Raw genomic sequence first — 21,980 nt, 5'->3', positions numbered from 1 at the left:
CCCGGGCGTGAACCACTGCGCGTCCCTCAACCTTCAGCCAAGGAGGCCGCAAGTGCCGGCGCACAGGTAGACGCCGCTACCGCAACGGCACATAAATATCGGTCTGCCACTGATCCTGCGGTGTCTGCGGGAAGATGCTCAGGTACTCGAAAAACAGCGGATGATCACGCAGCTCCTCGCCGCTGCCTGGGAGCCAGTCGCGGTAGATCGGATAGATCGATTCCGCGATGTGATCCGGCGAGCCCACGTGTCGCACCACGACACAACGCCCGCCGGGGATAGTCCGCTCGGTTACGCCGAATTCATTGGCGCGTACCGCCTCGCGAATCTCGCCGCAGATCGCAAACCGGAACTCATCGGTCGGGGTCGTATCAGGGTTGCCGAACGCAATACCAAAGCTGCGACTGGTTGCCACCGGCGACTGTCCGCTGCGCATGCGCCACTGTATGAATTGATCCACGCTTTCAGGCACCCGCGCTGGAGCGCCGCAGTGCTCGAGTGTTGCAACCCTGACGGTGGGAAAGTCGACAATTCTGACTTGCATGATGATGCTCCTGGAAAAATGAGGGATGGCGAATACCGCATTCCAGACCTGCCAATTCGGGCGCTTTCTGAAGGCGCTCGGCGTCATGCCGAACGCCCGCCGGAACGCCCTGGAAAACGCTTCGGGGCTTTCAAAACCGGCTCCCGATGCGGCGTCCAGCACCGAGTAATCCGCCACGGAGCACAAACCGTGCGCCGCACGTCGAAGCCGCATCAGTTGCACATAACGTGACACCGGTACGCCCACGAACGCGGTGAATTGCCTGTGGAAGTGAAACGCCGAAAAATTCGCCACGCCGCTCAACGTTTTTACACAGAGGTCGCTCTCAAGGTTCGCGTCGATGTAGGCCAATACCCTGTCGAAACGGGTTGTGTAGGCGGTATTGTTCGATGAGTCAGGCACTGGATAGAGGCTCCGGGGTATACGCTGGACACCAGCTTCGGCTATTGCGAGGGGCGGCGCCTAGCCGTGTTTGCTCAGTATGCCGTGGATAGTCGCCTGTCACCTTTCAAGGGCAACGGAGCAATTGTCCAACCCCCTCCACTCACCTTATCCTCCTATCTCCCCGACCCCACAAACCCGGAGCCGCCATGGACCTCGCCACCCTCGCCCTCTTCCTCCCCGCCTGCTTCGCCCTGAACATGGCACCCGGGCCGAACAACCTGTTGTCGGTCAGCAACGCCACCCGCTACGGCTACCGCACCGCCTGCCTGGCGGGTATCGGCCGCCTGCTCGCGTTCGCCGGCATGATCGCCCTCGCCGCCGCCGGTTTGGCGGTGGTGCTGCAAACGTCGGAACTGTTGTTCTACGGGATCAAGATCCTGGGGGCGGCGTATCTGTTTTATCTGGCGTACCAGCTGTGGCGGGCCAGTCCTGAAACTGAAGCGCAATCGGCGGCGGCCAACGTGGGTTTGTGGGCGTTGGCGCGCCAGGAATTTCTGGTGGCGGCGGGCAACCCCAAGGCCATCCTGATCTTCACCGCCTTTCTTCCGCAATTCGTGGTCCCCGGGCAACCCATCACCCCACAGTTCGCCCTCCTGGGCGTGATGTTCCTGGTGCTGGAATGGATCGCCATCAGCGCGTACGCCTATATGGGCCTGCATATGCGCCGTTGGTTTGCGCAACCTCGGGGCAAGCGGATATTCAATCGCTGCTGCGCGGGGTTGTTGTCGGCGGCGGCGTCGGTGTTGTTGATGGCGCGGCGCGCTTGAGGGACGAACGGCACCGCTCATAACCCATGAGCAGCAGCTAGACTCCATGGACCACCGACTCCGTGGAGACCCCAAATGCGCCATAAAAACACCCTCTGCCTCTGGTACGACGGCACCGCCGAGGAGGCTGCACGCTTCTACGCCCAAACGTTCCCCGACAGCACAGTGAACGCCGTGCACCTGGCGCCGAGTGATTACCCGTCAGGCAAACAGGGCGACGTATTGACCGTGGACTTCACGGTGCTGGGCATTCCCTGCATCGGCCTGAACGGCGGTCCGATATTCCCGCATACCGAGGCCTTCTCGTTTCAGATAGCCACCGATGATCAGGCCGAAACCGATCGATATTGGAACGCTATCATCGGCAACGGCGGCCAGGCCAGCGCCTGCGGCTGGTGCAAGGACAAATGGGGCGTGTCGTGGCAGATCTCGCCACGGGTATTGACGGATGCGGTGACAAACCCCGATCCGGCCATCGCCAAGCGCGCATTCGCAGCAATGATGACCATGACTAAAATCGACATCGCCGCCATCGAAGCTGCCGTGGCGGGGCCCTGAGCACATGCGCCAAAAAAAGACACACAACCGACCCTCAGGTTGCGACCCACCCGATACCGGCCTAGTGTTTTATGTCTCCCTTTGCGTATCCAGGTGATGACATGCCCACACCCTCACGCCCCGCCGTGCTCGAACTGATCGGCAACACGCCGCTGGTTCGCGTGAGCCGCTTCGATACCGGTCCCTGCACGCTGTTTCTCAAACTGGAGTCGCAGAATCCCGGCGGCTCGATCAAGGACCGCATTGGCCTGGCCATGATCGACACCGCCGAACGCGACGGCCGTCTACACCCCGGTGGCACTATTATCGAGGCCACCGCCGGGAATACCGGCCTGGGCCTGGCGCTGGTGGGGCGGGCCAAGGGCTACCGCGTGGTGCTGGTGGTGCCCGACAAGATGTCCACCGAAAAGGTGTTGCACCTCAAGGCCATGGGCGCCGAGGTGCACATCACCCGCTCCGACGTCGGCAAGGGCCACCCCGAGTATTACCAGGACATGGCCGCGCGCCTGGCCAAGGAAATTCCCGGTTCCTTCTTCGCCGACCAGTTCAACAACCCGGCCAACCCCCTGGCCCACGAGACCAGCACCGCACCGGAAATCTGGGCGCAAACCCAGCACGACGTGGATGCCATTGTGGTGGGCGTCGGTTCGGCGGGCACCCTGACCGGCCTGACGCGTTTTTTCAAGCGCGTGCAACCTGAACTGCAGATGGTACTGGCCGATCCTGTGGGCTCGGTGATGGCCGAATACAGCCGCGGCAACACTCTGCCAAGCCCCGGTTCGTGGGCGGTGGAAGGCATTGGCGAGGACTTCATTCCGTCGATTGCCGACCTGTCCAGCGTGCGTCACGCCTATTCCGTCAGCGACGAAGACAGCTTCGACCACGCCCGCCAATTGCTCAAGGCCGAGGGTATCCTGGGCGGCTCGTCCACCGGCACCCTGCTGGCCGCCGCCCTGCGTTACTGCCGCGAACAGACCGCGCCCAAGCGCGTGGTGACGTTTGTCTGCGACACCGGCACACGCTACCTGTCCAAGGTCTACAACGACCAATGGATGACCGATGCCGGCCTGCTGCACTACAAGCACTACGGCGACCTGCGCGACCTGATCGCCCGCCGCTTCGAAGACGGCCGCGTGATCAGCGTAAGCCCCGACGACACCCTGCTCACCGCGTTCCAGCGCATGCGCCTGGCCGACGTCTCGCAACTGCCGGTGCTGATCGACGGCCGCGAACTGGTGGGCGTGATCGACGAGTCCGACATTCTGCTGGGCCTGCACCACGATGCCGCGCATTTTTCGATGATCGTCGCCAGCGCCATGACGGACACCCTGCGCACCCTGGCTCCCAGCGCCAGTCTCGTCGAATTGCAGGCGGAGCTGGACCGTGGCCTGGTCGCCATCATCGCCGACACGGGCGGCTTTTACGGCTTGATCACCCGCGTTGACCTGCTTAACCACCTACGGAGATCCCTTGCATGAGCCAGCCCGACAAAAGCGCGTTTGCCACCCGTGTAATCCACGCCGGGCAATCCCCCGACCCGAGCACCGGCGCGCTGATGCCGCCGATCTACGCCAACTCCACCTATCTGCAAGACAGCCCCGGTGTACACAAGGGCTTTGACTACGGCCGCTCCCACAACCCCACGCGGTTTGCCCTGGAGCGTTGCGTGGCCGACCTTGAAGGCGGTACGCAGGCGTTTGCGTTCGCCTCCGGGCTGGCGGCGATTTCCACGGTGCTGGAACTGCTGGATGCCGGCGCGCATATCGTCTCCGGCAATGACCTGTACGGCGGCACTTTTCGTCTGTTCGACAAAGTGCGCCAGCGCAGCGCCGGGCACCGGTTCAGTTTTGTCGACCTGAGCGATGTGGCGGCATTTGAAGCGGCGCTGCAAGACGACACGCGCATGGTCTGGGTTGAAACCCCGAGCAATCCGCTGCTGAGCCTGACCGACCTGGCTGCGATCGCGCGTATCTGCCGCCATCGCGGGATCATCTGCGTGGCCGACAACACCTTCGCCAGCCCCTGGATCCAGCGCCCATTGGAGCTGGGCGTTGATGTGGTGGTGCACTCCACCACCAAATACCTCAACGGCCATTCGGATGTCATCGGCGGCATCGCCATTGTCGGCGACAACCCTGGGCTGGCCGAACGCCTGGGCTTCCTGCAGAACTCGGTGGGTGCCATTGCCGGGCCCTTCGATGCCTTCCTGACCCTGCGCGGCGTGAAAACCCTGGCCCTGCGCATGGAGCGCCATTGCAGCAACGCGCTGCAACTGGCGACCTGGCTGGAACAGCAGCCGCAGGTCTCACGGGTGTACTACCCCGGCCTTGCCTCCCACCCGCAACACGCATTGGCGTGCAAACAGATGCACGGGTTTGGCGGGATGATTTCGCTGGACCTGAACAGCGACCTGGCCGGCGCCCGGCGTTTTTTGGAAAACGTGCGGATCTTTGCCCTGGCCGAAAGCCTGGGAGGCGTGGAAAGCCTGATCGAACACCCGGCGATCATGACCCACGCGAGCATCCCGGCGGCGACGCGGGCGCAGTTGGGGATTGGCGATGGGTTGGTGCGCTTGTCGGTGGGGGTTGAGGATTTGGAGGATCTACGCGCAGATCTGGCGCAGGCCCTGGCCCGAATATAAATCCTCCAGACAACAGCGGACCACATTTTGATCCTTACACATCAGGTAGTTATCAACCTGCCGAGGTGATGTTGGCTCGCGCGCTGTGCAGTTTCTTGTAGCTCTCGATCAAGCGCAAATGCCGGTCCAGTCCTTCCAGTTTCAGGCTGGTCGGCGTCAAACCGTAGAACCGCACGCTGCCGTCAACCGAGCCGATCACCGCGTCCATGCGCTCATTGCCGAACATGCGGCGAAAGTTCACCTCGTAATCGGCCAGTTCCAGATCGTCGTCCAGTTCCATTTCCAGCACCGCGTTCATCGCCTGGTAGAACAGGCCACGGTCGGCGGTGTTGTCGTTGTACTGCAGGAACATCTCCACGCATTCCTTGGCTTCTTCATACTGCTTCAAGGCCAGGAAGATCAGCAGCTTCAACTCCAGAATGGTCAGTTGGCCCCACGCGGTATTGTCGTCGAACTCAATGCCGATCAGGGTGGTGATGTCGGTGTAGTCGTCCAGTTCGCTTTCGATCAGGCGCTCGACCAACGCCTGCAGCTCTTCCTCGTCAAGGCTGTGCAGGTTGAGGATATCGGCGCGGAAGAACAGCGCCTTGTTGGTGTTGTCCCAGATCAGGTCGTCCACCGGGTAGATTTCCGAGTAGTCCGGCACCAGGATGCGGCAAGCGGTGGCGCCGAGGTGTTCGTACACCGCCATATAGGATTCTTTGCCCATGCCTTCCAGGATGCCGAACAAGGTCGCGGCCTCTTGGGTGTTGGAGTCTTCACCCTGGCCCGAGAAGTCCCACTCGACAAACTCATAGTCCGACTGCGCGCTGAAGAAGCGCCACGACACCACGCCGCTGGAGTCGATGAAGTGCTCCACAAAGTTGTTCGGCTCGGTCACCGCCTGGGCTTCAAAGGTCGGCTGCGGCAGGTCGTTCAAGCCTTCGAAGCTGCGGCCTTGCAGCAATTCGGTAAGGCTGCGCTCCAGCGCCACTTCCAGGCTTGGGTGGGCGCCGAACGAGGCGAACACGCCACCGGTGCGCGGGTTCATCAGGGTCACGCACATCACCGGGAATTCACCGCCCAGGGATGCATCCTTGACCAGCACCGGGAAGCCCTGGGCCTCCAGGCCTTCAATGCCCGCCACAATACGCGGGTACTTCGCCAGCACCTCGGCCGGCACATCCGGCAGGGCAAATTCGCCTTCGATGATTTCGCGCTTCACCGCCCGCTCGAAGATCTCCGACAGGCACTGCACCTGGGCTTCGGCCAAGGTGTTGCCCGCGCTCATGCCGTTGCTGAGGTAGAGGTTTTCGATCAGGTTGGACGGGAAGTACACCACCTCACCATCCGATTGGCGCACGAACGGCAACGAAACGACACCGCGCGCCTCATTGCCGGAGTTGGTGTCGAATAGGTGCGAACCGCGCAGCTCACCGTCGCGGTCGTAGACCTTGCGGCAGTAGGCGTCGAGGATCTCGCTCGGCAGCTCGTCGTTTGGCCCAGGCTGGAACCAGCGCTCGTCCGGGTAGTGCACGAACGGCGCGTTGGCCAGTTCCTCACCCCAGAACTGGTCGTTGTAGAAGAAGTTGCAATTGAGCCGCTCGATAAACTCGCCGAGTGCCGACGCCAGGGCGCCCTCTTTGGTCGCGCCCTTGCCGTTGGTAAAGCACATCGGCGACTGTGCATCGCGAATATGCAGCGACCACACATTGGGCACGATATTGCGCCACGAGGCGATCTCGATCTTCATGCCCAGGCCCGCGAGGATCGCCGACATATTGGCGATCGTCTGCTCCAGCGGCAGGTCCTTGCCCGCAATGTAAGTGCCGCCTTGCGACGCCTCGATGGGCATCAACAGGGCCTGGGCATCGGCGTCGAGGTTGTCCACCTGCTCGATCACGAACTCGGGACCGGCCTGCACCACTTTCTTGACCGTGCAACGGTCGATGGAACGCAGGATGCCCTGGCGGTCCTTGTCGCTGATGTCCGCCGGCAACTCCACCTGGATCTTGAAGATCTGGTTATAGCGGTTTTCCGGGTCGACGATGTTGTTCTGCGACAGGCGAATATTGTCGGTGGAAATGTTGCGGGTCTGGCAGTACAACTTCACAAAGTAGGCTGCGCACAACGCCGACGAAGCCAGGAAATAGTCGAACGGCCCCGGTGCCGAACCATCGCCTTTGTAGCGAATGGGTTGGTCGGCAATCACCGTGAAGTCATCGAACTTGGCTTCAAGCCGGAGGTTGTCGAGAAAGTTGACCTTGATTTCCATGGGGTACACCAGAATAACGGCTGAACAAAAATGGCCGCCATTATGGGGTTTTTCGTCGATTGATTTCAGGCTTTTGACCAATGGCGGGATAAATAGCAGCTATGCATTAATCTTCTGCAGCTTGGTGCCGATGCACTGTGGGCAACCAGGGAGTAGTCGGAATGCGTAACAACCAGCCCGTAACACAGCGCGAGATTTCACTCGCACCTTCGCAAAAGCTTATCTCCACCACCGATACTCAAGGTGGTATCACGTACTGCAACGAGGCCTTTGTCGAGATCAGCGGCTTTGAACACGCCGACCTGATTGGCGCGCCGCAGAATATCGTGCGTCACCCCGATGTACCGCCAGCGGTCTTTGCGCACATGTGGAGTGCGCTCAAACAGGGCCTGCCATGGATGGGCATCGTCAAGAACCGCTCTAAAAACGGCGACCACTATTGGGTGAATGCGTACGTTACGCCGATCTTCGAAGGCAGCCGTGTGGTGGGGTTCGAGTCGGTGCGAGTCAAGCCCACGGCAGATGAAATTCGTCGTGCCCAGGCCCTGTACCAGCGCCTCAGCCAGGGCAAGGCCGCCATACCGCACCAGGACACCTGGTTGCCGACCCTGCTCGGTTGCGTGCCGTACGTGGCCACTGGCCTGGCGGGCGCCCTCGGCGGGCTGTTTCTGAGCATGCCGGCAGCCGTTGCGGTGGCCGTGGCGGTTGCAGTGCCGGTAGGCGTACTTTGCGCCCGTGCGCGCCTGGGCTCGACGCTGCGTCTGTTGAACGGTGTCGAACCGTCGACGTCAGACGCCTTGATCGCCCAGATGTACAGCGACGCGCGCGGCCCCCAGGGGCGCTTGGAAACCGCGTTCCTGAGCCAGAACGCGCGCCTGAAAACCTGCCTCACCCGCCTGCAGGACAGCGCCGAACAGCTCAGCGTCCTGGCCGGGCAGTCGGATCAGTTGGCCACCGCCAGTTCCAAGGGCCTGGACCGCCAGCGCGTCGAAACCGAGCAGGTCTCGGCCGCCGTCAACCAGATGGCTGCCACCACCCAGGAAGTCGCCAGCCATGTGCAACGCACCGCCGACGCCACCCAGCAAGCCAACGTGCTGACCGGCCGTGGCCGTGACGTGGCGCGCGACACCCGCGAGGCCATCGAGCGCTTGTCTGCCGTGGTCGGCGAAACCGGCACCACCGTGGCGCAACTGGCCCGGGACAGCGACGAGATCGGCAGCGTGGTCGATGTGATCAAAGGCATTGCCGACCAGACCAACCTGCTGGCTCTCAACGCGGCCATCGAAGCGGCACGCGCCGGCGAACAAGGCCGCGGCTTTGCCGTAGTGGCCGACGAAGTGCGTCAACTGGCGCAACGCACGTCGCAATCGACCACTCAGATCCATGCCCTGATCACCCAGCTTCAGACCTCCTCCAACAACGCCGTGCAGAGCATGCAGAACGGTCATCGCCAGGCGCAGGAAGGCGTGGCCTGGGTACTCGAAGCCGACCAGGCGTTGGTCGGCATCAGCGAAGCGGTGGCGCATATCACCGACATGACCACCCAGATCGCCGCCGCCACCGAAGAGCAAAGCGCCGTCGCTGAGGAAATCAGCCGCACCATCGTCACCATCGCCGAACTGGCCGACCAGACCTCGGTACAAGCCCATCAATCCACCGATCTGAGCAAGGAACTGACCAACACCGCCGCTACCCAGTACGCGCTGGTGGAGCGTTTTAACCGCTGAGGCACGCGAGGCTGCGAAAACGGCGGCAGGGTCAAGATATTCCTTGCTTGCCCTACCGCTATCGCCGCCTCGCTAAAGCTCGACAGCTCCCACAGGTGATCAGCCTCGGCGTGGATGCGAAAGCGGCGGCACGGCTGACATTTTCATCGTCTGCCCGCACGCTGTCGTCTCAACAGCTGATATGTTTCACTCCTGCGTTGTCGTGCTGAGTCAGCCCTCAAAGCCCCACTACCCGCCAAGGAATGCCCATGAACTTCTTCAAGAAGCTGTTCGGCTCATCGAAAAAAAACCAGCCCCTTGAACCCGCGCCTCAAGCCCCCGTGGCACCTGCACTGGCCGACACCGAATCCGCCAACCTCGCCGCACGCCTGGCCAGCGCTGAGTGCCTGGACCGTCACTGGCAATCGGTGGGCAGTGTGGAAAAAGACGTCCTCGCCTACCTGATCAGTCCCAGCTTCAGCGGCGGCCCGTATTGGCCGTCGACTCGCCAAGCCTATCGCGTGGTCCGCCGTGAAGGCTCCGTCGTCCTCGCCACCGATGGCCTGTCCGATCCATTCGACGATGCCGAAGGCCTGGGCAATGGCTTCGAAATGGAACTGTTCCTGGAAACCGCCGACATCCCCGAACACGCCCGTGGCACCTTGGGCGATGTCGACCCCTTACGCCGCAGCTGGGCGTTCGAGCTGATCGAACACGTCGCCAAGACCGTCGCCAATGCCGGTGGCATCACCCAGCAGTTGGAACAACATGGCGTGCTGTCCCTGGAGCTGCCGGGGTTCAGCCTGTCGCATGTAATGAGCGACCAACTGCCGAGCTTGTTCGTGACCGAAGACGACGCGGCCGGCGTACTGCTCGGAGGGCCGGCCCCGGACTTCCCTACCCGCCTGGACGACATGCCGCTGTCGCCGGTGCAATTGGTGCCGGTGGTGTTGATAACCGCATCGGAGCTTGAATACGTGCGGGCCGGCGGGCGGGCAGCGCGAGAGGATCTGGTGGCGCGGTTGCAGGCTGCCGGCGTGGGGCATACCAGCAGCCTGTATCGTGAGAGCGTGGTGTGATGGGATTTTTTGATCGGTTGTTCGGTGGCCGCTTTACACTGCCGCCCCCGGATGAAACTAACGCCAGCCACGCGGCAATCATGCGGGAATTTCGCACACCGGAATCCAAGGCACGCAAGCAAGCGCTCGGAACCCTGACCGAATCCCTGTCAAGCGCCGCCCCCGAACCAGAAAGAGCCAGACTGGTACGACGTGTGCTGCGTAAATATGCCGTCGACCAAGACGCCACCAGCGCCCTGATCGACGGACTGCTTGACCCGTCAAGAGGCCAGAAACTCGCCTACCTCGCACTGCTCAGCGTCGATTGGCGTGGCTTCGACGAGTTTGAATACCTGGCGCCCTATCTGGCCTCAGTCAGTGGCGTGCCAGAACCTTATGCCTACGTGCACACCGGCACGCGACCGATGCAAGAAGTCCTGGACAGCTTTGACCAATGGCTTGCGGGCTTCGGTAAACGCTTCCTGCATCTGGACTCCGGCGGTGATGAGTACGTCGGGTTTATCGTGGATGCGGAACGCGTTGAAAGCACGCTTGAGCTGGCACAACAAGCAGGTGTAAAGATCAGTATCGAGGGGTTTTAACGTCTGGCGGCGCCAAAGGTTCGGGCTTTTGTCGACTTCATGGGGGGCCGGTATCCGGATATGTCGCTGGTGTTGGAGGGATAGGTAGCCTGTCCACTTGCCTGCCTGCGAACAAATGACTGTTTGGCCGCACGCATGGGCTGATATGTTTCGTGCCTCGCCAGCCAAGGAATGTGCCATGCAACCGTTAGCCGCAAACGCCGCGTTATTGATCATCGACATGCAGCAAGGCATGAACCAGCCGGCGCTTGGGCGACGCAACAACCCCGACGCCGAGCTGCACATGCAACGCCTGCTGGGCGCATGGCGGCAGACAGACCGGCCGGTTGTGCACGTGCGGCATATTTCTCGCACCCCCGGTTCCGTCTTCTGGCCGGGACAACCGGGCTGTGAGTTCCAGGCCGCGCTGCAACCATTCGCGCACGAGCATGTCGTGGAAAAAAACGTTCCGGATGCGTTCACCCACACAGGACTGGAGCGCTGGCTGCATGCGCGTTCGATCAGGCAACTGGTGGTCGTCGGGGTGATCACCAACAACTCCGTCGAAGCCACCGCGCGCTCAGGCGGCAACCTTGGGTTTGATGTGATTGTGGCCGCCGACGCCTGCTATACCTTTGACCAAACCGACCTGTCGGGGCGTTTATGGTCTGCCGAGGACGTGCATGCGTTGTCGCTGGGCAACCTGGCGATGGACTATGCCAGGGTGGTCGCGACCGATACGATCCTGGTGTCTGCTTAAAACACCTGAAGCAAGCGCGCAATGGCCTTGCGCAGATCCCCATGTGCCTCTTGCCGCGTTATAACGCCAGTGCGCTAGATACAAGCTTCAACGGCCACACAGGCCAAATGTGGGGAGCACGTTTGCTCCCTACAAACATCCGCCCCACATTTGACCGTATCAGCGGTCAGTAGCCCAGCGACAGCCCGGTATTGCGTCGCGGGTCATTCGCGCCGTAGAAGCGGTTATTGCCCACCGGTTTGCCACCCAACGACGGGGCGCCGACCAGGATCGCCGCCAAGTGGTTGGCATCCTGCGGACCGGCGAACTTGTGGCCCCAGCTTTCGAGGATTTTCTGGGTGTCCGGGCTGACCGCGAAGGTTTCCAGGTTGGTGGTCTCGGGCATCCACTGCTGGTGGAAACGCGGCGCGTCCACGGCTTCCTGGATGTTCATCTTGTAGTCGATGACATTGAGGATCGTCAGCAAGGTCGCGGTGATGATACGACTGCCACCCGGCGTGCCCACCACCATCACTGCCTTGCCATCCTTGGTGACGATGGTCGGACTCATCGACGACAGCGGCGCCTTGCCTGGGGCGATGGCGTTGGCTTCACCCTGCACCAGGCCGTACATGTTCGGCACGCCGACCTTGACGGTGAAGTCGTCCATTTCATCGTTGAGGATCACCCCGGTCTTGCTCGCCATCACGCCCGCGCCGAACCAATCGTTGAGGGTGTAGGTGACGGAGACCGCGTTGCCCCACTTGTCGACGATGGAGTAATGGGTGGTGTTATTGCCTTCGTGGGGCGACACGCCCGGCTTGATGGCCTGGGAGTCACCGGCCTTTTGCGGCTCGATCGCATCGCGCAGCTTGGTCGCGTAGTTTTTGTCGAGCAGGTGCTCGATCGGGTTCGTCACGAAGTCCGGGTCGCCGAGGTAGCTGTTGCGGTCCACGTAGGCGTGACGCATCGCTTCGATCTGGTAGTGCAGGCCCTGGGCCGAGTGATAGCCCAGGTCGGCCATCGGGTAGCCTTCGAGGATGTTCATGATCTGGCAGATCACCACGCCGCCCGAGCTCGGCGGCGGTGCCGAGACCACATGGTAGCCGCGGTAGTCGCACTCGATCGGCGCCAGTTCGCGGGTTTTATATTTGTCGAGATCCGCCTGGGTGATGATGCCCTTGCCGGCCTGGCTGGAATCCACCAGCGCCTTGGCTACCCAACCTTTATAGAAGCCGTCCGTGCCCTTGGCGGAGATTTCCTTGAGGGTCTTGGCCAGGTCTTTCTGCACCAGTTTCTGGCCGACCTGCATCGGTTGGCCGTTGTGCAGGAAGATCCCGCGCAGGTCCTTGTCTTTTTCGAACTCGCCGGTGGCGGTATGCAGCAGGTCGATATCTCCCTGCTCCAGGACGAAGCCGCTTTCCGCCAGCTTGATGGCCGGGGCAATCACCTGGGCGCGCTTGAGGGTGCCGTATTTGCTCAGGGCCAGTTCCATGCCGGAGACCGTGCCGGGTACGCCGACGGCCAGGTGCCCCTTGGCGCTCAACCCTTCAATAACGTTGCCATCCTTGTCCAGGTACATGTTGGCGGTGGCCGCCAGTGGGGCTTTTTCGCGGAAGTCGAGGAAGGTCTTGCGCCCGTCCGCCAGTTGCACGGTCATGAAGCCGCCACCGCCGAGGTTACCCGCCGCCGGGTACACCACCGCCAGCGCGTAGCCCACGGCCACCGCCGCATCCACTGCGTTGCCGCCGGCCTTGAGCACATCCACGCCCACATGGGTCGCCAAGTGCTGGGCCGTCACCACCATGCCGTTTTCACCGGCCACCGGGGCCTGGGACGCGGCGTGCACACCACTGACCGTCAATACCAGCGCAGTGGCAATCAAGGTACGGCTGAAGGGTTGGTATTTCATCCATGGCTACTCTGGTTATTGAGATGCACCAAAATAGCCCTTGGCGGATTTAATCCCCAGCGCAATGGCGTTTTTATTACAGAACCTGTCGGTCACAGAACGGCCATCAAAACGCCCATGCTATATTTCCCGCCACTTTCCGCCGCCTCCCAGACACGAGCGCCTCCATGAGCTTTGATTTCGACACGATCCACCCCCGCCTCGGCACCGGCAGTACCAAGTGGAACCGTTACCCGGCAGACGTATTGCCGATGTGGATCGCCGACATGGACATCGCCACGCCGCCGGCGATACTGCAGGCCCTGCATGCGCGCCTGGACCAGCAGATCCTCGGCTACAGCGTGGCCGGCCCGGATGTGCGCGAGGCCATCGTCGCCGACCTGTGGGCCAAGTACGCCTGGCGCGTGCAGCCGGAAGAACTGCTGTTTTTGCCCGGCGTCGAACCGGGTTTCAATATGGCGCTGCATGCGTTTGTAGCGCCTGGCCAGCCGGTGGTGCTGCAAACCCCGAACTATCGCCCGATTCGCCTGGCGCCCGGGCACTGGAACCTGCCGCGTATTGAAGTGCCGTTTCAATTGATCGACGGCGAATATGTCACGCCGATGTCCACAATGAACGAAGCGCTGAATGGCGCCGGGGCCCTGCTGCTGAGCAACCCGCACAACCCGATAGGCAAAGTGTTCCCGCGTGAAGAACTGCTGGCGCTCGCCAACGCGTGCCTGGAGCAAGGCGCGCTGATCATCAGCGACGAAATCCATGCCGAACTGTGCTTCGATGGTCGCCGTCACATCCCCACCGCCAGCCTCGGCCCAGACATTGCGCAGCGCACCATCACGCTGATGTCGGCGAGCAAGGCCTACAACGTGGCCGGCTTGAAGACCTGCTTTGCAGTGATCCAGAACGCCGAGATCCGTGAGCGTTTCAACAACGCCCGTTGCGGCATGGTCGACAGCGTCAGCCCGCTGGGCCTGGAGGCCACCCGCGCCGCCTACAGCCAATGCGGCGAATGGCTTGAGGCGCTCAAACAGTACCTGCAAGCCAACCGCGACTACCTGCTCGACGCCGTGCGCACCCGCCTGCCGGGCGTGGTGATGCACGCACCGCAAGGCACCTTCCTGGCCTGGCTCGATTGCAGCGCCCTGGGCCTGGTCGACCCGCAGCAGTTCTTCCTGGAACAGGCCAAGGTCGGCTTGAGCGCGGGCATTGAGTTCGGCGATGACAGCCAGCAGTTCGTGCGCCTTAACTTCGGCTGCCCACGGGCGATGCTGGAAGAGGGTCTGCAGCGCATGGAACGCAGCTTACAAAACCGCTGAAACGGGTGGGAACCGCGGCAGGCGCTTTCGGCACACATCTGGCTCATTGAACCCTTGTGTCGTCGAAGCCGCTCCGGAGCCAGTCCCACCATGACAGTATCGCCCCGCCCTACAACTCCTACGCTTGTTTTCAAACCTGTTGCAGGAAATACACCGCAACAGCCGCCGTATTCGCTGCACGAGACAACACGAATCCAGGCCGACGACGAACTGGCAAAAAGCCTCGGCCCCCACCCCTTCGCTCACCCCCACTCGGGCCCCGGCTCGTTGTTCAACGTCCCGCCGCGCTCGACGCTGGGATTATGGTTGACCCAATTGGACAAAGCCCTGCGCACGCCGGACTTTCAACGCTGGATGAAGGCCAACCATATTTCACCGTCCAACGTGCAGTTTCATCCCGAATTGGGCAGCCTGGACGTGTTCATCCACGGCAAACCCAAAACGTTCACGCTGGACGATGACTCCGACTTCGCGGCGGTGGCCGGGCCTTTGCTGCAAGCCGTAGAGGCCCTCGGATTCTGGCCGCCAGCCAGCGGCATGTTTCTCTACTATCCGCACAAACCTTACAACGTCGCGAGTGCCGATCATATTTTGCAGTTCTACGGCATCCAACAGGGCGACACCCAGGGGGTTGATGCGAGCGCACGCCTGCAACGTTTCCCAGCGATCCCCACCACCGACGAGCTGCGCGGTGACGCGGCACTGGCCGATCATCAACGCAGCCTGGATGACAGCACGACCTGGGTGGCGCCACCGCCACCTTCCCCGGCAGCCCGAGCCAAGGCTGACTACAAACAATTGCTGCGGGACACGTACAAGGCGCTGCCCCAGGTGCGCAACGAAGCCAAGCAGTGGGCCGAAGCGCTCATTTTCAAACTGACCGGACGCCAGGTGGATGCCGACACGATCTTCCTCAATCGCTTCAACCAGGCACAAAGCGCCAACACCCTGACCGGCTGGCAGCATCTGTCGGAGGAACCGAAAACCTCGCAAAGGCTGCCGGATGCCTTGCTGGGCAATTTCAACGAGCACGACGGGCTGCCGGGCGTGCTCGACGAGGAAGCCGGCTTGTACACCGCAGGCCCGGGGCAGAGCAAAAAAGGTGGTTACGGCGCGCACAACCAGTTTGCACTGACGCCTTCGCAACTGATGCACGAGAGCTGGAAAACCGACTTTCAGGCCCACATGACCGACAAGCTGGAGCGCTTCTGGCGTGAGCACGGCGACGATTACCGCACCGCGCTCAAGGGTGAGTTCGTCTACCAGGCACGCCAGCAGCTCATGGCCTACGAGCGCGCCTCTGCCGCCGAACGCGAGGCGATGCCGGCCGAACAGCGTTTTACTCAAGAGGATTACCGCCTGGTGATGGGCGCCGCCTCGAACCTGCCGCAGGATGAGCACCAGCCACTGACGGTCGAACAGCTCAAGGCGCAGGCGCCGGTGGAAGGCGTGGTCCTCACCCATGCGTTCGATATCAACGGCCGACGCGCCAGCGACATCCTGCGCTTTACCGCCGACGACGGGACCTACCGGCAATTGCGCGGACGTAAAGACGGCGTGCAAGTGCTGTATGTACCGGGGCAACAACCCGCCTTTTTACGCTTTGATTCCCTTGAGAACATGGACCAATGGGTCGCCGAACAAGGCAAGGATGCCCATAAGCGCAAGGCCCTGGAATCGCACTTCGCCCTCAAGGACCGGCAAGACGATGACCTCGGGTTCTGGAGCGACGTCAAGTCGTTCATCACCGGTGACGGCCAGTCGAACAAGGGCGTGGACACCGGCCTCGCCTACTTGGGCAACGGCAATTGGGACGCTATCGAAGGCGCCGTGATCGACAGCGCCAATGTGCGCATTTATGGCGACGTGTTCAGCGTCATCAAAGACGTCACCCGCAGTCGCATGAACAGCGACGCGGACGTGATGATCAAGTCCGACAAGGAGATTCTCATCGACACGGTGCTCAACGACGTCACTGCCGCCGCGAGGCTGCTGACCCAGTTTGCGGTGGTCGGTGAACCGATTGTCGTTGGCGCCGCGGCTGCCACCAGCCTTGCGCAAATTGCGCTGGGCACTGAAAAAGCGCTGTCGGGCGACACTCAGGCCGAGCGCAAGCAAGGCGCGTCGGCGGCATTGGACGGCGCGCTCAATACCTTGTTCACCCTAGGTGGCGGTGCAACGGAGGATCCGTTTGAGGTGCCGGCAAACATCCCGTTGCGTCAGGAAGTGTTCGCCGACGGCACGCAAGGCCTGGTCACCGACCGGCCCTTGACGCCCACCGCATACACCCTGCCACGCAGCAATGGCTACGACCTGGTAGACGCAGGCAAGGTCTATCGTCACCTGGACGCCCACCCTGGGGAACTGATCGACCTGGAGTCGCTGGAGCACACCCGGCCGCTGGACAATTTCGCGCCCTTCTGCCCGGCGCCTTCGGCAGGCGGGCGCGTGCGCCGTGGGGTCAACGATGACTGCTTCGTCAAACTCATCGAAGCGTTGCCCAAATCCCAAGCGCAATCGCAAGCCCTGGAGCATGTGCGGCTGTTCCCGTCGAAGGCCGGGCTCTTCAAGAAAGCCCGCACGGTCATCTACGAAAAGCGCCTGCACACCGTGATGGACACCGAGACCGGCGCCCAACTGGTTCCGGTCGCCAATGGCAAGCGCATCCTCTACAAACAGCACGTGCGCGGCAAGATCATCGCTGACCCTGGCTTCGGCTTCTTCGCCGGTGACTCAGGCAGTGCTCTCGCCAAGGACACGCGGGTGGTCAAGCTCAATCAAATCAGCACGATGAGCAATGACCAGCGCCAGGTCAGGGGGGTGGTCGTCCATCAAGGAGCGCAGCAATACCTGGTGGTGGAAGCAGACACCGCCGAGTTTTACTACGCGCCGCTGGGCAAGGCGGCCACCGGCGAACTCAGGTTCACCAAGTGCGGGCCTTTTCAATTGAACCTTGTGCAGGGTTACCGGCAGTTCCTGAGCGCTCATCATGCCGTGCAGGCCCTGGATGCCGATTTCATTGCGCTGCCCCCCCTCAAGCAGGCCTACAAGCAACTGGAGCGCGCAGGCTTTCACGAAACCGATATCGAACAATTGAAGACGCTCTGCAAGGACCTGAACCCTGAACAACAAAGGGAAGTGGCCTATCAACTGCAGCGAGCCAACGCCATCACCGCGCCGGATATCGCCCTGCGACCGCACCGCGTAGCGCCGCTGGACACCGCCGCCGATTTCGCCGATTGGCCAACGCAACGGCAGAACCGTTTTTACGCAGAACACGCCAAGGACAAGGTGAACCAAGCGCTCAAGGCAACAGGCCTGGGGCCAGGCAACCAGCTGCATTCACGCGCTGATGTCGCCAGGGCCGACGCAGCGGCAATGACCCTTGGATGGTTGCGGCGCACCGCCGACCTGCGCGCCTCGAACGCAGGCGACCTGATCATGAAGACCGGCGCGGGCAACTGTGGGGAAATGGCGCTGCTGTCCCAGGACATCATCAACAAGAGCGGCGGGACGGCTGCGCTGTGGAATGCCAGCGACGCCCACAGTTTCACCGTGGTCGGCGGGCCATCCGGGATGGCGAGCCCGACGGTGGACTTCTCTGAACCTGAGTGGGCCGACGCCTGGGTCGTGGACCCCTGGGCGGACATCGCGTGCCCCGCACTCGAATACACCCAACAATTGCAGGCAACCATGACCCGCTGGGACAAGGCCGGCTGGAAAATCCGTGAAGGCACGCAGCTCGACATGAGCCCGCTGGACGGGGACTGGATGGACAAACTGATCAAACGCCCCAAGCACCCACAGACCTGGCAGACCGAAGCCGACACCCCGCGGCCGGCCCGTATCAGCCCGCGACAAACGCCCGCCGCGACCGTGCAGGTCGCGATGGGCGAGTCGACAACGCTGAACTCAGGCAACAAGAACCTCTCCACCGGCAGCTTGACCGACTGCTCGGCGCTGGCGGTGCTCAGCGACTGGAACGGCAGCACCTACCAGACACGTACGCTCATGCACCTGACCGGCAGTAACCTGGAGTTGGGTTTGCGCGGCGGCAACACTCAAGCCCTGCTGGGCACCCTGCAGACGTCATTGAACAAAGGCGGTCGGGTCATACTGGTGGGCGGCGTGAACTCGGATTCGCTCCAAGGCATGGCGACCACCATCGGGCAAACCTTCAATGGCGGGCAACCCCTGAGGGAGTTGTTGCGCGAACGGCCTGGCGTCACGGTGACGCTGGCCAGTTCGCTGGGCGTCACGGTCAACGCCGACGGCACCTTTGAATTGATCGAAGACACCGGCAAGGGCGTGTTCACGCCCTCTACCGTGCGGCAGATCTTCGACCGCGTCGACTGATGACATGCCTGTGCGCAGTGAGCCAGGCTCGCCTGCTACAGCTTGGCGATGGACACTTCGGTGGACTTCACAAAGGCAATCACCTCACTGCCCACTTTCAATTCCAGGTCACGCACCGAGCGGGTGGTGATCACCGACGTCACGATGCCGGACGCGGTTTGCACGTCGATTTCGGACACCACTTCCCCCAAGAGAATCTCCTTGATGACACCCTTGAACTGGTTGCGCACGTTGATTGCTTTAATGGTCATGTCGGCTTTCCTATTGGCTGTTGGGTCAATCCGCACGAATGCGCAGGCCCTCAAAATGCGTCATCAATGAAGATATTAAAAGGAATATATATCTCTTTATTTATTCTATTTAGATATATGAGTGTTGCTACGGCAACAGCCGACCAACACAGTGTTCGATTCTTCAATGTGCCCCTATGTGGGCATGTGCTTGTGTACGAGAGCTACTACGCCGCCAAGAGGAATCGCAGCACGTGGCACAGAGACTGCATATTCCGATGAGGCATGATGGAGCATGCCAATTCAGTTTTCTGAATATAAGAAAAAGCCTTCTCTCACCGCCTTGCCCGGAGCTGTTCCATGACCCCCCTCATCCGCCGTCTGCTGGGTGCCTGCGCCCTTGCTTTGAGCTTGCAACCCTTTGCCCATGCCAGCGACACCGATCCCGCTGAAGTCAATCTGGATTACGCCTATTACTCGCCCGTGAGCCTGGTGCTCAAACACTTCGGCTGGCTGGAGCAAGCGCTGCCAGGCACCAAGGTCGGCTGGGTGCTGAGCCAGGGCAGCAACCGCTCCCTGGAATACCTCAACAGCGGCGGCGTGGACTTTGCTTCATCGGCCAGTTTGTCCGCGGTGCTCAGTCGGGCCAATGGCAGCCCGATCAAATCGGTGTACGTCTACAGCCGCGCAGAGTGGACCGCCCTGGTGGTGCACAAGGATTCGCCGCTCAACAGCGTCACGGACCTGAAGGGCAAGAAAATCGCCGCCACCAAAGGCACCGACCCGTACCTGTTCACCCTGCGCAGCCTGCAACAGGCCGGGATGAAAAAGGACGACGTGGAGTTGGTGCACCTGCAACACCCGGATGGACGCACCGCGCTGGAGAAAGGCGACGTGGACGCCTGGGCCGGCCTCGACCCGCACATGGCCGCCAGTGAAATCCAGGCCGGTTCGCGCCTGCTGTACCGCAACAAAGACTTCAACAGTTATGGCGTGGTCAGCGTCACCGAACAATTCGCCAAGGCGCATCCGCAGACCATCGCCAAAGTGCTGGGCGCTTATGAAAAAGCCAGGGACTGGGCGGTGAAGCACCCGGATGAGTTCGCCAGGTTGTTGGCCGACGAGTCCGGCCTGCCATTGGAAGTGGCCAAGCTGCAACTGTCGCGCACCGACCTGAGCACCCCGCTATTGAGCGCCAGGGATGTGCAAGCGTCGAAGGCGGCCGCACCGATCCTGGTGTCCGAAGAATTGGTACGTCGTGGAGTGAATGTCGACCAGGTGATCGAGCAATTGATCGACACCTCGTTCGGCCAAACCCTGGCCAAGCCGTAAGGGGAACCTGATGAGCAGCAAAGTCCAAGCACTGCCCCATGTCACACCGACTGCGCCGCACCGCAGCGCCTGGCCCAGACGCCTCAAGGGCCTGGTGCTGCCGGCTCTGATCCTGCTGGTGCTGGAAATCGCGGTGCGCGTGGGTTGGCTGCCGTCCTACCAGATGCCGGCGCCCAGCGAGATTGCCGTCACCCTGAGCGAACTGGCCGAAGGCGCGCTGTGGAAACACATCAGCGCCAGTCTGGGACGGGTACTGCTGGGCTTTGCCATCGGCGCCGGCCTGGCGTTGGTATTTGCCGCGTGGGTGGGCTTGAGCCGCGAGGCCGAGGCGTACCTGGAGCCAACCTTCGCCGGCTTGCGCTCGATTCCGAGCCTGGCCTGGGTGCCGCTGTTGCTGCTGTGGCTGGGTATCGATGAAACCTCAAAGATCGTGCTGATCGCCATTGGCGCGTTTTTCCCGGTGTACCTCAATGGCGTTGCGGCGATTCGCGATATCGACCGCAAACTGGTGGAGGTCGGGCAAATGTATGGTTTCAGCCGTCGGCGCCTGGTGCGACGCATCCTGTTGCCCGCCGCCCTGCCCGGCCTGTTCACCGGGCTGCGCAGTGGCTTGAGCCTGGCGTGGATGTTTCTGGTGGCGGCCGAGCTGATCGCGGCCACCAAGGGCTTGGGTTACCTGCTCAGCGACGGGCGCGAAACTTCACGGCCGGACATCGTGCTGGCGGCGATCATCGTGTTGGCGCTGTTGGGCAAGGTCACCGATGGCTTGCTGGCGGCGCTGGAGAAACGCTGCCTGGCCTGGCGTGACACCTTCACCGGGCAGGAGCAATGAGTATGCAGCCTTTACTGGACATCCATGTGACGCGTAAAAGCTTCGCCGACACCACCGTGCTCAAGGATGTGCGCCTGGCCTTGCAACCGCGCGAAGCCGTGAGCCTGCTGGGCCCCAGCGGCTGCGGCAAGAGCACCTTGCTGCGCATCGTCGCCGGCCTGGAAACCGAGTTCCAGGGTGAGTTGCGCAGCCCCGACGGCGAAGTGGCCTTTGTGTTTCAGGAACCCCGGCTGATGCCCTGGCTCACGGTGGAACAGAACATCGGTTTGAGCGATGACAGCCATTACGACAAGGTCTGGGTCAGGCAATTGATCGAGGAAGTCGGCCTCAAAGGCTTTGCCCAGGCGCTGCCTAAGGCGTTGTCCGGCGGCATGGCGCAACGGGTGGCCATCGCACGCGGCCTGTACTCACGTCCCCAGGTGCTGCTGCTGGATGAACCGTTCAGTGCGGTGGACGCGTTTACCCGCATGAAGCTACAGGACTTGCTGCTGCAACTGGCCGAGCACCATGCCATCGCGTTGCTGCTGGTGACCCATGACGTGGATGAAGCGCTGTACCTGAGCGACCGGGTGCTGGTGATGGACAACCGGCCGAGCAGCATTCGCCAGACGCTGGCGGTGGATTTGCCGCACCCACGGGATCGGCGCGACCCGCTGCTGGCCCGGCTCAAGGCATTGGCCTTGACCGAGCTGCAGCGTGCGCATGTGATCTAG

Annotated in this window: 17 protein-coding genes; 13 read left to right on the top strand and 4 right to left on the bottom strand. The window is 61.9% G+C overall.

The window, feature by feature from the left end:
- Window positions 1-76 precede the first annotated feature (76 nt).
- Entirely contained in the window at window positions 77-946 is an 870-nt protein-coding gene (locus PSH66_RS14650; protein ID WP_305429506.1) for a GyrI-like domain-containing protein, read from the bottom strand.
- Window positions 947-1,134: 188 nt separating this feature from the next.
- Here PSH66_RS14650 and PSH66_RS14645 point away from each other — a divergent pair, with 188 nt between their 5' ends.
- The 4 genes from PSH66_RS14645 to PSH66_RS14630 all read left to right on the top strand — a co-directional run bounded on the left by PSH66_RS14645 (window position 1,135) and on the right by PSH66_RS14630 (window position 4,954).
- Window positions 1,135-1,755 (top strand): LysE family translocator, encoded by a 621-nt coding sequence (locus tag PSH66_RS14645; RefSeq protein WP_003173746.1) that lies wholly within the window; start codon window positions 1,135-1,137, stop codon window positions 1,753-1,755.
- Window positions 1,756-1,830: 75 nt separating this feature from the next.
- Entirely contained in the window at window positions 1,831-2,313 is a 483-nt protein-coding gene (locus tag PSH66_RS14640; protein ID WP_003173745.1) for a VOC family protein, read from the top strand.
- A gap of 101 nt (window positions 2,314-2,414) precedes the next feature.
- Window positions 2,415-3,791, top strand: coding sequence for a cystathionine beta-synthase (locus tag PSH66_RS14635; protein ID WP_305429505.1), 1,377 nt, complete (start codon window positions 2,415-2,417; stop codon window positions 3,789-3,791).
- On the top strand, window positions 3,788-4,954 hold the full coding sequence (locus PSH66_RS14630) for a cystathionine gamma-synthase (RefSeq protein WP_141063834.1): 1,167 nt from the start codon (window positions 3,788-3,790) through the stop codon (window positions 4,952-4,954). The genes PSH66_RS14635 and PSH66_RS14630 overlap by 4 nt, the downstream gene beginning before the upstream one ends.
- A 52-nt stretch (window positions 4,955-5,006) precedes the next feature.
- Here PSH66_RS14630 and PSH66_RS14625 read toward each other — a convergent pair whose 3' ends face one another.
- Entirely contained in the window at window positions 5,007-7,208 is a 2,202-nt protein-coding gene (locus tag PSH66_RS14625) for an OsmC domain/YcaO domain-containing protein (RefSeq protein WP_305429502.1), read from the bottom strand.
- A gap of 161 nt (window positions 7,209-7,369) precedes the next feature.
- Here PSH66_RS14625 and PSH66_RS14620 point away from each other — a divergent pair, with 161 nt between their 5' ends.
- From PSH66_RS14620 to PSH66_RS14605, 4 genes are all read left to right on the top strand, one after another.
- Window positions 7,370-8,935 (top strand): PAS domain-containing methyl-accepting chemotaxis protein, encoded by a 1,566-nt coding sequence (locus tag PSH66_RS14620; protein ID WP_305429501.1) that lies wholly within the window; start codon window positions 7,370-7,372, stop codon window positions 8,933-8,935.
- Window positions 8,936-9,183: 248 nt separating this feature from the next.
- Window positions 9,184-9,993 carry a suppressor of fused domain protein gene (locus PSH66_RS14615; RefSeq protein WP_305429500.1) on the top strand — a complete coding sequence of 270 codons (810 nt, stop codon included), beginning with the start codon at window positions 9,184-9,186 and terminating at the stop codon, window positions 9,991-9,993.
- Complete coding sequence (locus PSH66_RS14610; RefSeq protein WP_078824506.1) at window positions 9,993-10,574, top strand: hypothetical protein; 582 nt, start codon at window positions 9,993-9,995, stop codon at window positions 10,572-10,574. The genes PSH66_RS14615 and PSH66_RS14610 overlap by 1 nt, the downstream gene beginning before the upstream one ends.
- Before the next feature lie 178 nt (window positions 10,575-10,752).
- Window positions 10,753-11,313: a cysteine hydrolase family protein gene (locus tag PSH66_RS14605; RefSeq protein ID WP_305429498.1), complete on the top strand. Its 561-nt coding sequence runs from the start codon at window positions 10,753-10,755 to the stop codon at window positions 11,311-11,313.
- Window positions 11,314-11,479: 166 nt separating this feature from the next.
- Here the strand turns inward: PSH66_RS14605 and ggt are convergent, their stop codons facing one another.
- Window positions 11,480-13,204: a gamma-glutamyltransferase gene (ggt, locus tag PSH66_RS14600; RefSeq protein ID WP_003173737.1), complete on the bottom strand. Its 1,725-nt coding sequence runs from the start codon at window positions 13,202-13,204 to the stop codon at window positions 11,480-11,482.
- A gap of 167 nt (window positions 13,205-13,371) precedes the next feature.
- On the opposite strand from ggt, the gene PSH66_RS14595 reads away from it, so the two are divergent.
- Complete coding sequence (locus tag PSH66_RS14595) at window positions 13,372-14,517, top strand: MalY/PatB family protein (RefSeq protein ID WP_305429496.1); 1,146 nt, start codon at window positions 13,372-13,374, stop codon at window positions 14,515-14,517.
- Window positions 14,518-14,607: 90 nt separating this feature from the next.
- Window positions 14,608-18,873, top strand: a complete 4,266-nt coding sequence (locus PSH66_RS14590; RefSeq protein WP_305429495.1) for a dermonecrotic toxin domain-containing protein — start codon at window positions 14,608-14,610, stop codon at window positions 18,871-18,873.
- Window positions 18,874-18,908: 35 nt separating this feature from the next.
- Here the strand turns inward: PSH66_RS14590 and PSH66_RS14585 are convergent, their stop codons facing one another.
- Window positions 18,909-19,124: a molybdopterin-binding protein gene (locus PSH66_RS14585; protein ID WP_003173733.1), complete on the bottom strand. Its 216-nt coding sequence runs from the start codon at window positions 19,122-19,124 to the stop codon at window positions 18,909-18,911.
- 339 nt (window positions 19,125-19,463) lie between these two features.
- Here PSH66_RS14585 and PSH66_RS14580 point away from each other — a divergent pair, with 339 nt between their 5' ends.
- The 3 genes from PSH66_RS14580 to PSH66_RS14570 are packed head-to-tail and all read left to right on the top strand — an operon-like array spanning window position 19,464 to window position 21,980.
- On the top strand, window positions 19,464-20,435 hold the full coding sequence (locus tag PSH66_RS14580) for an aliphatic sulfonate ABC transporter substrate-binding protein (protein WP_305429494.1): 972 nt from the start codon (window positions 19,464-19,466) through the stop codon (window positions 20,433-20,435).
- Between the two features lie 10 nt (window positions 20,436-20,445).
- Window positions 20,446-21,267, top strand: a complete 822-nt coding sequence (locus tag PSH66_RS14575) for an ABC transporter permease (RefSeq protein WP_003173731.1) — start codon at window positions 20,446-20,448, stop codon at window positions 21,265-21,267.
- The gene (locus tag PSH66_RS14570; RefSeq protein WP_042944630.1) at window positions 21,264-21,980 is read left to right on the top strand and encodes an ABC transporter ATP-binding protein; all 717 of its coding nucleotides are present in this window, start codon (window positions 21,264-21,266) and stop codon (window positions 21,978-21,980) included. The genes PSH66_RS14575 and PSH66_RS14570 overlap by 4 nt, the downstream gene beginning before the upstream one ends.

Source organism: Pseudomonas sp. FP597 (assembly GCF_030687435.1).
GTDB classification, from domain to species: domain Bacteria; phylum Pseudomonadota; class Gammaproteobacteria; order Pseudomonadales; family Pseudomonadaceae; genus Aquipseudomonas; species Aquipseudomonas lactucae.
This window is presented reverse-complemented; position numbering and strand designations above follow the sequence as displayed.